The 13,506-nt window shown below is 50.3% G+C and carries 7 protein-coding genes; 3 read left to right on the top strand and 4 right to left on the bottom strand.

Annotated features, from left to right (window positions below; genetic code table 11):
- Positions 1–61 precede the first annotated feature (61 nt).
- The 4 genes from AC2CG4_RS13565 to AC2CG4_RS13550 all read right to left on the bottom strand — a co-directional run bounded on the left by AC2CG4_RS13565 (position 62) and on the right by AC2CG4_RS13550 (position 10,104).
- A complete protein-coding gene (locus tag AC2CG4_RS13565; protein WP_484486772.1) occupies positions 62–5,752 on the bottom strand; it encodes an alpha-2-macroglobulin family protein in 5,691 nt (1,896 codons plus the stop codon).
- 114 nt (positions 5,753–5,866) lie between these two features.
- A complete protein-coding gene (locus tag AC2CG4_RS13560) occupies positions 5,867–6,907 on the bottom strand; it encodes a PDDEXK nuclease domain-containing protein (RefSeq protein WP_484486771.1) in 1,041 nt (346 codons plus the stop codon).
- Between the two features lie 170 nt (positions 6,908–7,077).
- Complete coding sequence (locus tag AC2CG4_RS13555; protein WP_484486770.1) at positions 7,078–9,330, bottom strand: Orn/Lys/Arg family decarboxylase; 2,253 nt, start codon at positions 9,328–9,330, stop codon at positions 7,078–7,080.
- Between the two features lie 309 nt (positions 9,331–9,639).
- A complete protein-coding gene (locus AC2CG4_RS13550; RefSeq protein WP_484486769.1) occupies positions 9,640–10,104 on the bottom strand; it encodes a helicase in 465 nt (154 codons plus the stop codon).
- 205 nt (positions 10,105–10,309) lie between these two features.
- On the opposite strand from AC2CG4_RS13550, the gene ubiE reads away from it, so the two are divergent.
- Genes ubiE through ubiB form a run of 3 tightly spaced genes read left to right on the top strand, consistent with a single transcriptional unit; the run spans position 10,310 to position 13,346 of the window.
- A complete protein-coding gene (ubiE, locus tag AC2CG4_RS13545; protein WP_484486768.1) occupies positions 10,310–11,059 on the top strand; it encodes a bifunctional demethylmenaquinone methyltransferase/2-methoxy-6-polyprenyl-1,4-benzoquinol methylase UbiE in 750 nt (249 codons plus the stop codon).
- Entirely contained in the window at positions 11,059–11,682 is a 624-nt protein-coding gene (locus AC2CG4_RS13540; RefSeq protein WP_484486767.1) for a ubiquinone biosynthesis accessory factor UbiJ, read from the top strand. Before ubiE ends, AC2CG4_RS13540 begins: the two co-directional genes overlap by 1 nt.
- Before the next feature lie 5 nt (positions 11,683–11,687).
- Positions 11,688–13,346, top strand: coding sequence for a ubiquinone biosynthesis regulatory protein kinase UbiB (gene ubiB, locus AC2CG4_RS13535; protein WP_484486766.1), 1,659 nt, complete (start codon positions 11,688–11,690; stop codon positions 13,344–13,346).
- Positions 13,347–13,506: the final 160 nt, after the last annotated feature.

The raw sequence follows: 13,506 nt of genomic DNA, 5'->3' as shown, positions 1-13,506 counted from the left end.
CTGTAATCAACTGGCTGCGAAAAGCTCTCTAGCATCATGTAGCTAGAGCGCTAAAGCCAAATTACTTCGCCCCAACCTCTACCCAATACCCCTTGGTCTTCGCATGTATTTTTTCATTGTACATAGCACTGGTGTGCCAGCCGGGCAGATAAAATTTTCCGGCATAACTCGCGTTTAAAATTATGCGTAGCGTGACGCTGGTTTGGTTGCGGTCTTGGTAGCGATAGTTCCAGTAGTAGTCGCGCCATAAGCTGAAGTAGGCGAGTACGCGGTCGTCGCGGATGTCCATGTAGTCTATGCCTTTGGGCATTTGTGCGCCTTCGAGGCGTTCGTTGCGGATTTGCCAACCGCTCGGCACTACGGCGGTGAGGGCGATGTTTTCAATATTGCGGGTGAGCAATTTATCGAACTCGCCGGTGATGGTGACTTCTGCAACAAAATCTTGCCCTTGGGGTAATTGTTCAACGCTGATTCGTTTGTTATCCAGCGTTAAAAAATCCACTGTCATCGCTAAGCCATCGTTACTCGGTTCTTCCAGTAAATTGGCAGGAATGCCGCGATTGCTTACTAATACGCGGATAGGTTTGTCGTGATCGTTACGCACACTCACTTGCGGATTATTAATGGCAGTGCGGAAAAATGCATTATTACTGGCCTGTGTAAGCCAACTACTTTCCCCCGCTTGTCCGCCTGATTGCGAGTAGGCAAATTTCACTCCGTTGCTGCTCACATTCGCCGCCGAAAATTCACTCATGGCCAATAGCGCCCACGCGATACTTTGGGTGGAATACCAACCTTCGCCGGATAAATCTTTGGCAACTTGTTCCGCTACTTGCCAGGTCAAATCTTTATCGGCATTGACACTGACTAATGTTGCCAACAACAAACCGCGGTCGCGCATATCCGAGCCGTAGGTATAACCGGCATCGGCATAAACCGGCACGCTGTTGGAGATTTCGCCCAGCACATCTTGCGCGGCATCTTTTAAACCCACATGTTGATAGGCCATAGCGAGTAACCAGCGCGCGGGCATGCGGTAATCTTGCCGTTTGTTATTGGCATTATTTTTCATGGTTTCGCGCAAACGGTTCATCGCAGGCAATTCAGCTTTATCTGCCAGTGCAAGTGTATAGAGACGATAAGCCAATACCACTTCGTCGTAATAATTGCCGTTAATTTGCGGATTACGCGCTGCGCTTGCCTGATACTTGATCCAATTGTTGAGCAAGGTTTTTGGCACGGAATAACCAGCGCGTTTTGCTTCCAATAAAAAATGCCCCGCGTAACTCGATGCCCATTCATTCACATAACCATCACCCGGCCAGTAAGAAAAACCACCGCTGGCGTGTTGGAAACTGCTGAGGCGTTTAATGCCGGCTTTAATATTGTTTTCAATTTCCACCTGCTGTGATTCAGTTAAATTCACCAGTTTTGCCAAACGCAATTGCGGGAAAACAGCGGAAGTTGTTTGCTCAATACAACCATGTGGATAACCGATTAAATATTCCAAACGCTGTTCAAGGTTGAGCGGCGGTAACGTGCTCACTTCAAGGCTCGCTTGGTTGGTGCCGATCATGCCGTTTTGTTGCAGCGTTGATTTCCAGGTCTCGCTCGGTTGCAATAATTTGGATTCCCAAACCGTAGTTGGTGAATTTGCGGCGCGTGAGTCGATGTAAATTTCTTGCGTGGCAGACTCATCACCCGAGCGCGCAGTAATTTTTACATGGCCTTTTCCGATGCGATCATTCACTTTGAGTTGTAAACTCGCGATGGCATCACCCGGTTCATTAAAACTGAGTGTGGCACTGCCTTTTTCTACGGTGAAAATTTCATTGGCTTCAACAGAAATTTCCACATCGCGAATATTGGCTTCGCTGACAAATACATTCACCGGCAAATTCACTGATTCACCCGGGCCGAGTACACGGGGCAAGGTGGCAAAGAGAGTGACCGGTTGCGTGACTGTGACAGTTTTTTCAATGCTGCCGTAGGCACTAATCGCTTCGGTTTTCTTTTTACCCGCTTGCTGTTGCGAAAGGGAGGCGGTATCGCCACTTACCAACATTACCCGCACTGCACCCATATAGGGTGGCAAGGTAATTTTATGTTCGCGGATTTCACCGGCTTTTAATTCAAAGGCACCGAGGAATTTTACTACCGGTGGAAAACGGCGCTCGCGGCGTTTGCGTTCCGCTTCCAGCGCAGCATCGGAACCACCGATGGCCAATACGCGTTCGAGTGATGCACCGTAACCACCAACTACTTGATCAAATAAATCCCAGGTGCGCACACCGAGTGCTTCGCGTTTGTAAAAATAATCGTGGGCATCCGGCGCGTGGAAATTGGTGAGGCCGAGCAGACCTTCATCCACCATCGCCAGGGTGTACGTCATTGCACGTTGATTTTGTTCGCTGACTTTAATTACAAATTCAGATTCGGGGCGCACTTTTTCCGGCACATCTAATTGTGGAATTAAACGTGTGGCAGGGTCTTCTACCAGCAGTGGCACTATGCCGTACAAACGCATCGGTGCATCGGCAACACGCTCTTGATGCGGTAATAACAAGGCGACGTTTGCATAAACATTAGGTGCCATGGCTTGGGTGATTGGAATATCTATTTCAGTTTGACCCGGTTGCAAATCCAACCAGCGCGATTCCAATACCTGGCTGCCATTTTCAATGCTCAATAAAATGCGACCTTCACGCGCCTTGGGTAAACGTACTTTGGCAATATCGCCAACGCTGTATTTTTCTTTGTCGGTGGAGAGCATTAATTGGGTGGCGGAATCGGCATTGGCCGATGAGTTATAACTCCAGCCTAAATAAACCACTTCGCCAGCGCAGTGCCCCTCTTCACCCGCATCCAGATCACACACACGAATAATATGGCGACCCCAATCGTATTGATTTTTTTCCAGTTTCCAATTGATGCGGCCATTGTTATCGCTCACCAGAATTTCGGTTGTTACTGCGCGATGCGATGAGTTACTAAAATATTCCGCGAGGTTTTCACTCTCTTCATCCCACCACCAGCGCCAGCCGATTGCATACACACTCACTTCAACGCTGCGTTGCGCTTCGGCTTTGCCTTGGCTATTTAGAGTTTGAATAAGTACCGGGTGATCTTCGTCGCGGCTAATCGCATCCATATAGCCACTGCCCTTGGGAATATTAATGCCGACCCAACTGTCAAACGGCAGCAATTCGTATGGGCGCAAAATTGTGCTGAAGTTGCCGCTCTCTTCAAACACGCGGGTCATGAAAGATGCAGTCAGTTTGCCCGGCGGGGGCGATGACAAACTCACATTGACGGGAAAACTGGCGTTGCCGGTTTCATCTAATTTTCCATCAAATACTTTTTGTGTGCTGCCAGAAAAACTGCGCACCGGGTCATCAAAATTAAATTGCTCAAAACCGGCAAACACGGATTTGCGTGAACTCAATTTTAATTCGGAATCGGCTTTTAAATTTTTGGCCGTTGCGCCCTGCAACCATTGTGCAAAGAGCGTGACTTGCGTTGGCATATTGCCAATGCGCAGCGGTGTTTCGGCGGGAGTTAAATCTACCTTGATGCGATTGGGCACCACCATTTCGATTTTTAATAGTTGATCGAAGTAACGATTGCCCACATGTACCACGGCGCGATAATTTCCGGTCGGCGCGGTTTCTTCGGTTTTTAAGTTAAACGTATAAAAATCATTAACCGGCTGCACATTGGTTTGGCTGACAACTTTTTTGCCGCTCGGGTCAAACAAATCCAAAGTGACCGGGTGATTCGCCGGTAGTTGTTGGGTTTTATCTTCCAGGATAAAGGTGAGAAAAATATCGTCGCCCGGGCGCCACACATCGCGCTCGCCGTAAAGAAAACCTTTTAAGCCGCCTTTGATATGTTCACCGCTCACATCAAATTGATTAGTAGGCAAGGCTTCGCTGGTACGCACACGCAAGTAACCAATTTGTTTGCGCTTGCGCGCTTCCAAATAAAACGGCACGCCGTCGGTAGTGATTTGCACCATGCCGTAATTATCGGTGGTGCCTTGGCCAATCGGTTGGCGTTGATAATTGTACGCGGTGATCTCAGCTCCGCTCATGGGTTGGGCGCTGCTGAGTTCGGTGCTGATCACATGCAGCTGATTGCCATCGCCACGTTTGGCCATTAAACCAATATTGGACACCAGAAAATTGCGCGCAGAGGCAACTTCATCGCCGTAGTAATAATAGGTATCGTCGCAGGGATTATTGCGCTCGCTGTAATTGTAATAACCGCGCGATTGATAATATTGTTGATACCAAGCCGGTGCTTCAACACGGTCGTAATAATTTTCGCCGTCGGAACTTTCGGGCATTTTTGCGACAGGTTCAGTGGGGCGCGGCTGCTCACAAGTGTAAATAGAATTGCTGCGGTCGATACGCAATTCCAAACGAATCAATCCGTCGGGATGCTGCGCCATCAATTCCGATAAATCCAAATTAAAACGCTCAACACCGCCGCGAGGAATTTCCGGCAGACGATAGGTTTTACGCCACAAATAACGCCCGGTATCTTCTGCTGCGGTTGCGGCGGTGAGTTGATAATCCTGTAAATATTGGCCGACATTATTGGCAAATACTTTAAAGGCGATGACTTGTACTGAATCCACCCCTGCTGCTTCAAAGGGCACAGAAATTTGGCTGGCCGGTGGCAGAATTGATGTGTTGCCGACAAAACGCACCAATGGTTTTACTAAATTCAGCACAATCTTTTGTTGGTAATCATTGCCGAGGCTTTTGTATTTTTTGCTGTTGACACTGCCGCTGACCACTAATTCCAATTCGCCGGAATCCAATTCTTCCGGGGTGTAGCGCAGCACGCTGCCGTCTACCACCGCATTGACGGTTTTACCGGCGAGGGTCACCAAGCCGCTGAGATTTTGGGTGCTGTCGAGTTCATCGGAAAATTGAATTTCAATCGCGGTATTGGGTTTGCGAATGACTTGCACACCGGTAATTTGAAACGCTTTTTGCGCGGGAATTTCCAAATCCCGCGCGCCCTTATCGGTTGAACCTAGCGCAGCGCCATCCCACTGCAAATGAATATTGCCGGTTGCATCACCGCGCTGAATATCGGTAACTAAAAATGAATGGGTTTTGCCGTCCAGCTCTTGTGTCCAAACTGCATTGGTGGCATCGCCATTGACTTGAATACTTAACACTTTTTTTATTGCATCCAAATTGGCGGTGTCAGCTGTTGTGATGGCGCCGCTGAGTTGCATCAGGTCTTCATCCTCTTCCTGCACGCTCAAGCTATTCACGCGTAAATCAAAATCCTGTTTGATGGTGCGCACCGTAAATTCAAAATCGTCGAGTGAGTCTTCAATTCCCTCCAGACCTTTGGCGCGCAGACGAATACGAATTTTTGTATCGTTAGGCAGCCGCTCAATCGGCGCGATGCGCAATTCAGTGGTGGAGGTAAAGGTGAGATTGACTGGGGTTTTGGTATCGAGTGAAATCTGTTTGGGGTCAAACGCGGTATTCACTTCGGCAGCGCTAATGACCGGGTGGGTAAAACGAATGTACATAGGTGCTTCAGCGGCAATCCAGCGCTTGGGGTAATCCGCAATATGCGCTTCCCAACTCGGCGTAATCACCTCCGCTTTTTCTGCAGCTTCGTTGGCTGGTTTGGAATCTTGCCCGGGGGTTGGTTTGTCGCAAGCGCCGAGCAGTAAACTCAACAATGCAATGGCACACCATGAAGACCAATGAACACGCATAATATTTCCCTGTTTGGTTGTGATTGGTTTTGAAATTGTTTCAGCCGGAGTGGCTTTAATGAGTTTCTTTGTCGCCAGGTGCTTCAAATGCTGGTCGATAGCGAACAGCTTTACTCATAATTCGATACCACCTAGTTCGTTTTCGATCTGTTCAATACTGGGCAGGCTGGTTTGTAATTCGGCGGGCAGTGATTCAAGCAATTTGTACTCGGCAATGCCCATGGGCTGGGTTTTATCGCCCAATGCATATTCAGCCACAACTTTGTTTTTGCTTTTGCATAACAAAAGGCCAATCGTAGGGTTGTCTTGTTCATTTTTAATTTGGCGATCCACTGCGGTGAGGTAAAACCCAAGCTGGCCCAAATGCTTGGGTTTGAATTTGCCAGCCTTGAGTTCAATCACCACATAGCAGCGCAGCTTGAGGTGATAAAACAGCAAGTCGATGAAAAACTCATCGCCGCCCACATCCAACAGCACTTGTCGCCCGACAAACGCAAAACCCGCTCCCAGTTCCAGTAAAAACTCGGTGACGTGTTTCACCAGTGTCTGCTCGACATCCCGTTCTTGCGCTTCCTCGGTCAGCCCCAAAAAATCGAAGCGATAAGGGTCTTTTAGGGATTCAAGCGCGAGATCGGACTGTGGCTTGGGTAAGCTTGCCTTGAAGTTGGTAACTGCTGCGCCACTGCGTTCATGCAAGCGGGTTTCGATTTGCATGACTAACACATTGCGCGACCAGTTGTGTTCTATGGCTTTAGCGGCATACCAACCCCGCTCAGTTGAGCTGGATAATTTGTCCAGCAGAGCCAACTGGTGGTACCAAGGCAATTGTGCAAGCACCGCTTGCACAAATTCAGCTTCCGGCCAAGCTTCAGCAAAGGCACGCATGTATTTGAGATTGCGCGGCGAAAACCCTTTCATCTCTGGAAAGGCCGCGCGTAAATCATGCGCCAAACGCTCAATCACCTTGGCTCCCCAGCCCTGTTCGGCCTGTCGCGCCAAAATATCACGCCCGATCTGCCAGTACAGTAAAACCAATTCGCGATTGACTGCCAGCGCAGCGCCCTGCTGGGCGCTGTGGATACGGGATTTCAGCTCAATTAGCCAATCGGTGTAGCCGGTAGGTGTGGGTGTTAGGGAGATGGGTTGGTCAGTCATTTCACTGCATCTTTGAGCGCTTGGCGATAGTGTTTTTTCTCACGATTATCATCCAGCCTTCCTCTTAATCTGTGTGTGCTTGTGCCTTGCTAGAGTTTGGCGCTTTTATGAAAAAATGGCGAAGGTGTTTTTCACACATTCGCCATCGGGTCAGCAAGAAATTTGCGGTTTTATTGCTTTACACAGTCAACGTAATAATCTCGTTTGCCGTTTACTTCGCGTTTCACCAAGCCGTGTACGTCGGTTTCGAAGCCGGGGAACTTCTCGTTGAAGTCGCGCGCGAATTTCAAATAATCGACGATGGTTTTGTTAAAACGCTCACCTGGAATTAACAGCGGAATACCCGGCGGATAAGGCGTTAACAAAATCGAGGTGATGCGGCCTTCGAGTTGATCGATAGGTACACGCTCGATTTCGCGGTGCGCCATTTTGGCAAAGGCATCGGAAGGTTTCATCGCCGGTTGCATATCCGACAAATACATTTCCGTGGTCAAACGCGCTACGTCATAAGCCTTGTAGAAATCGTGAATCTGCTGGCACAAATCGCGCAGGCCCATGCGCTCGTAGCGTGGGTTCGCTTGTGCAAACTCGGGCATGATGCGCCACATCGGCTGGTTTTTGTCGTAGTCATCTTTAAATTGTTGCAGCGCGGCTACCAATGTATTCCAGCGGCCTTTGGTGATGCCGATGGTGAACATGATAAAGAACGAATAAAGGCCGCACTTCTCGATGATGACGCCGTTTTCGGCGAGGTATTTGGTCACAATCGACGCCGGAATACCGGTTTCATCAAATTGACCATTCACGCGCAGGCCGGGGTTGACGATGGTGGCTTTGATCGGGTCGAGCATGTTGAAGTTCGGCGCCAATTTGCCGAAGCCGTGCCAGTTGTCGTCGCTGCGCAGAATCCAATCTTCACGGGTGCCAATGCCTTCTTCGGCAAACTCATCTGGCCCCCAAACCTGGAACCACCAATCCTGACCCCACTCCTCGTCCACTTTTTTCATCGCGCGGCGGAAATCCAGTGCTTCAAAAATGGATTCTTCTACCAGTGCATGACCGCCGGGTGCTTCCATCATCGCCGCGGCAATATCGCAGGAGGCGATAATCGAATACTGCGGCGAAGTGGAGGTGTGCATCAAATAGGCTTCGTTGAACGCATCCTGATCCAGTTTTACTTTTTCCGATTCGCGCACCAGCACTTGCGATGCCTGCGATAAGCCCGCGAGCAATTTGTGCGTGGATTGGGTAGAGAAAATCATCGACTCTTTCGCGCGCGGGCGGTCTTTGCCAATCGCGTGCATGTCTTTGTAGAACTGGTGGAAAGTCGCGTGGGGCAGCCAGGCTTCATCGAAATGGAGCGTATCGATTTTGCCGTCGAGCATATTTTTCAAGGTTTCAACGTTGTACACCACACCATCGTAAGTCGATTGGGTAATGGTGAGGATGCGCGGTTTTTTGTTGACCGCTTCGCGCGCGAAGGGGTTAGCTTCGATTTTGCGCGCGATGCTCTCCGGGGTGAACTCTTCCAGCGGAATCGGGCCGATAATGCCGAGGTTGTTGCGCGTTGGCATGAGGAACACGGGAATCGCGCCGGTCATGATGATCGAGTGCAGAATCGATTTATGGCAGTTGCGGTCAACTACCACAATATCGCCCGGCGCCACGGTGGAGTGCCACACCATTTTGTTGGAGGTTGAGGTGCCGTTGGTGACGAAGTAGCAGTGATCGGCGTTAAAAATACGTGCGGCATTGCGTTCAGACGCGGCGATAGGGCCGGTGTGGTCGAGCAACTGGCCGAGTTCTTCCACTGCGTTACACACGTCGGCGCGCAGCATATTTTCACCAAAGAATTGGTGGAACATCTGTCCGATAGGTGATTTCAAAAACGCTACGCCGCCGGAGTGACCGGGGCAGTGCCAGGAGTAGGAGCCGTCTTGCGCGTAGTGCACCAGCGCGCGGAAAAACGGTGGCGCCAAGCCATCGAGGTAAGATTTGGCTTCGCGGATAATATGGCGCGCCACAAATTCCGGCGTATCTTCGAACATATGAATAAAGCCGTGCAGCTCGCGCAGGATATTGTTGGGAATATGGCGCGAGGTGCGGGTTTCGCCGTACAAATAAATCGGGATGTCGGCGTTTTTATAGCGAATCTCTTCCACGAAGGCGCGCAGGGATTTGAGTGCGTGGTCGGTCTCTTCAAGCGAGCCGCTGCCGAACTCTTCATCGTCGATTGACAAAATAAACGCCGAGGCGCGCGATTGCTGCTGCGCGAATTGCGACAGGTCACCGTAGCTGGTAACACCAACTACCTCCCAGCTTTCTTTTTCGATAGCGTCCGCAAGGGCGCGTATGCCTAAACCCGAGGTGTTCTCGGAGCGAAAGTCTTCGTCGATGATGACGATGGGAAAGCGAAATTTCATGGGGTCTCCAATAAATAAGTTGGCTGGAGTTAACACTTGCCGACGTGACCGCCTCTGGGTGGTATGAATCGTCTGGTTGGCCCACCGGGAGGGTAGACCAAGAATACCAGTCGCTGTTACAAATCCAAACTGCTCCCAGGTAAACAACTGGGAGCGCGATTGTAATCTAGTTAGCGGTTTTCAAACATATTTTTATCGCGAAGCGCGGCATCCAGACTCTGTCTATTCAAGCACTCTGATGGTTTAAATATGGTGCGCTAGGGCACTGTAACAAGGGTAATTAGACGGGCTGTTTGCGTTAGGTATCAATTAGTTAACCTTGGTAGGATGTTGAATCGCATCCTCCGCTATCACCTTGAGTGCGGCGGGCATGGCTTTATCGATTAACTGTTGCTCTTCCGCTGTGGGTACTTTATAGCCGCGCGGCCAAACACCATCGAAATAATCCCAACCATAACCCCAGCGGTAATTGTTCATCCAATAAGGGCTGCCGCCCCAGCGCACATTGCTATAAATGTAATTGGCCATACCGGAACCTTGTGCTTCTTTGACACAGGCTTGAATGCGCTCATCGGACGCTTTGCGCTCCGCTTCGCTGCCGCCTTTCCAATAGTCCAGATCGTGGGCAACACAACAGTGGCGCCAGAGATTGGGCTGTTCCGGTGTGCCGTCAATCCACAGCGAACAGCCGTCGGTGGTAAAAGGTTTAAGGCTGTTTGCTTGGCAGGCAGTTGTTAAAAAAAGGCACGCGATAATAAAACCAATGCTGCGCATAAGTGTGTTCTTCCTTCCGCACAGTTGAAAATGAGGGTTAACTGTAGCGGTGGGGATTTTACGCAATGAGGTTCGAAAAACTACCAAAATTTTCCGTTGGCCTGCAGACAGGCTTTCTGTGTCGGTGCGGCGGTGCAATAGCCGCACAATGTCAGTACAATGCGGCCACCCTGCCCGCTTGGGTTGCCAGCCTTTGGATTCCACTATGAACGATAAAAAAACCACCCACTTTGGCTTTCAGGAAGTTCCGGTTGAAGAAAAAGCCGAACGTGTCGCCGAGGTCTTTCACTCAGTCGCCGCCAAATACGATGTGATGAATGATTTGATGTCGGGGGGCGTACATCGCCTATGGAAGCGTTTCACCATTGAAGCCTCGGGCGTGCGCGCCGGGCACAAAGTACTGGATATCGCCGGCGGCACCGGCGACTTAAGTTATCAGTTCGCCAAGCTGGTCGGCGCCAACGGACAAGTGGTGTTGGCCGATATCAACGCTTCCATGCTCGGTGTAGGTCGCGACCGCCTGACTGATCGCGGCATTGCCGGCAATATCAACTTCGCCCAGTGCGATGCGCAATACTTACCCTTCCCCGATAACACCTTCGATTGCATCACCATCGCCTTTGGCCTGCGCAACGTGACCGACAAAGACCTGGCACTGCGCTCCATGCAGCGTGTGCTTAAACCGGGCGGCCGTCTATTGGTGCTGGAGTTCTCCAAACCACAGAGCGAAATTCTCAGCAAAATTTACGACACCTATTCCTTTAAAGTGCTGCCGTTTATGGGCAAGCTGGTGACTAACGATGCCGAGAGCTACCGCTACCTCGCCGAATCGATTCGTATGCACCCCGATCAGCAAACTCTGAAAGACATGATGGACAACGCCGGTTTTGTGCGCACCGAATTCCACAATATGACCGGCGGCATAGTCGCGCTGCACAAAGGCATCAAACCTTAATGGCCAATACCTTTTCCATTGCCGCCCTCGCCAGCGCGGAAAAAATGCTCAACACCGCGCTGCGTTATGACCCAGCCACGCGCATCGGTCTTGCGCAGTTGGAAGGCAAAATTCTCGCGCTGCAGATCACTGCGCCCGCCATCACTGTATTTGTGATGCCGATGGACGATGAGCTGCGTTTGATGGGTAATTGGGAGGGTGATGTGGATACCCGCATCACCGGCTCGCTGTTGGCCTTGGCGCAGCTTGGGCAAAAAGAAGTGCATAACTTAAAAGACAGCGGTGTAACGGTGATGGGCGATTTAACTCTGCTCGCCGATTTGCAGCGGTTGATGAAAAATCTCGATATCGACTGGGAAGAAATGCTCAGCCAATTCACCGGCGATATTATCGGCCACCAAGCGGCACAAGTGATTCGCGCCAAATTCGGCTGGGTGAAAGATCGCGCCCAAAGCGCCCAGCGGCTCACCAGCGAATTCCTGACCGAAGAATTAAAAACCCTGCCGGGCAAACCCGAGTTGGAAGATTTTTATCGTCAGGTGGATGACGTGCGTTTGGCAGTAGATCGCGCCGCCGCGCGTGTTGAAGCGATCATTAATAGCAAAACCATTAAAGAGAAATAAAATCTGTGATCGTTTTTTTCCGTTTATTAAAAATCCTGCGCGTCTTTGCCCGCTATCGTTTGGATCAATTGCTGCCTGCCAATATTCCTTTTGCGGCGTGCGCATTGGTGTTTTTCTTTAAGTTGTTTCCGCAGCCCCGTACAGCCACTGGTGAAAAAATGTCGCGCGGTGAATGTCTGCGTCGTGCCTGTGAAGATCTCGGCCCCATCTTTGTAAAGTTTGGCCAACTGCTGTCCACGCGCCCGGATTTAATCCCCGACGATATAGTGCAGGAATTAAATCATCTGCAAGATAACGTCGCACCGTTTGCCAACGATGAATTTCGGCGCATTGTGGAAACCTCACTGGGTGCAAAAGTCGGCGATATTTTTGCGAGCTATGAGCATGCCCCCTTGGCATCGGCCTCGGTCGCGCAAGTTCACACCGCCGTATTAAAAAATGGCCGCGATGTAGTCATTAAAGTCATTCGCCCCGGCATTGAAAAAATTATCGCCCAGGATGTGGAATTGCTGCTGCTGGTGGCGCGCTGGGTAGAAAACAGTACGGTCGATGGCAAGCGCTTGCATCCGGTCGAAATTGTTGAAGATTACCGCACGACGATTTTTGATGAGTTAGATCTGCAGCGCGAAGCGGCCAACGCATCACAATTGCGCCGCAACTTCTTAAATTCGTCACTGCTCTATGTGCCGGAAATTTACTGGGACTACACCCGCAGCAATGTATTAGTGATGGAGCGTATCTACGGTATTCCCGTCACCAATATGGCCGCACTTAATGCGCAAAATACCGATTTGAAAAAACTAGCCGAGCGCGGGGTAGAGATTTTTTTCACCCAAGTGTTTGAGCACAATTTTTTCCACGCAGATATGCACCCGGGCAATATTTTTGTCGCGACTAAAAATCCGCAAATGCCCCAGTACATTGCGGTGGATATGGCGATTGTTGGTTCACTCACCCGCGAAGACCAATACTATTTAGCGCGCAACCTGCTCGCTATGTTCCGCCGCGATTATCGCCAAGTGGCCGAGTTGCATGTGCAAAGTGGTTGGGTGCCCAACACTGTGCGGGTAGAAGAGTTAGAAGCGGCGATTCGCACCGTATGTGAACCGATTTTTGAAAAGCCGTTAAAAGAAATTTCCTTCGCCAATGTGCTCTTAAGTTTATTCCGCACCGCGCGCCGGTTTGATATGGAAGTGCAGCCACAATTAGTATTGCTGCAAAAAACATTACTTAATATTGAAGGCCTTGGCCGCCAGTTGTACCCCGACTTGGATTTGTGGGCGACTGCTCACCCGTTTTTGGAGCGCTGGCTGAAAAATCGTTTCCACCCCAAATCCTTGTGGGGTGAACTCAAACGCTACGCGCCCGAGTGGATGGAAAAATTCCCGCAGGTGCCGGATTTGATTTTTAACAGCTTGCAACAATTACCGCTGATTGCACAAAAACTCGATGCGCTGGAATCCGATATGGCACAGCGCAATCTGCAGCAACATCGCGGTCGGCGTAAATTGATCGCCCTGGTTGCCTTCGCGGCGGCCGGATACTTCTTCTATCAAGACACCCAAGGCTCAGCGGTACTGCGCGATTGGATTGTCACAGATGTATCACCTTCAACCATTGTATTGGCGGCGATTGGTCTATTGGCCTTGTGGTTTAGGCGCTAATTTGTCGATTTGCTTGCAACCTGGGGTTTGTTAGGTCAAACCCTGCGGTGCTTATGTCCTCGCTTTAAATATTCCCCTCTGCCCCTAACAAATCTTCATAAAGGGCGCGTAGCTATTCTTTTCTGGTCTGCTATTATCCGATGACACAATAGTTAAGGAC

This window comes from Cellvibrio sp. ATLC23, assembly GCF_057196725.1.
The sequence above is the reverse complement of the archived record's forward strand: the minus strand, read 5'-3'. Positions and strand labels throughout refer to the sequence as shown.

Bases quoted from the DNA above. Each gene is read 5' to 3' on its own strand.
- AC2CG4_RS13565 (WP_484486772.1), bottom strand. From the start codon at position 5,752: ATGCGTGTTCATTGGTCTTCATGGTGTGCCATTGCATTGTTGAGTTTA.
- AC2CG4_RS13560 (WP_484486771.1), bottom strand. From the start codon at position 6,907: ATGACTGACCAACCCATCTCCCTAACACCCACACCTACCGGCTACACC.
- AC2CG4_RS13555 (WP_484486770.1), bottom strand. From the start codon at position 9,330: ATGAAATTTCGCTTTCCCATCGTCATCATCGACGAAGACTTTCGCTCC.
- AC2CG4_RS13550 (WP_484486769.1), bottom strand. From the start codon at position 10,104: ATGCGCAGCATTGGTTTTATTATCGCGTGCCTTTTTTTAACAACTGCC.
- ubiE (WP_484486768.1), top strand. From the start codon at position 10,310: ATGAACGATAAAAAAACCACCCACTTTGGCTTTCAGGAAGTTCCGGTT.
- AC2CG4_RS13540 (WP_484486767.1), top strand. From the start codon at position 11,059: ATGGCCAATACCTTTTCCATTGCCGCCCTCGCCAGCGCGGAAAAAATG.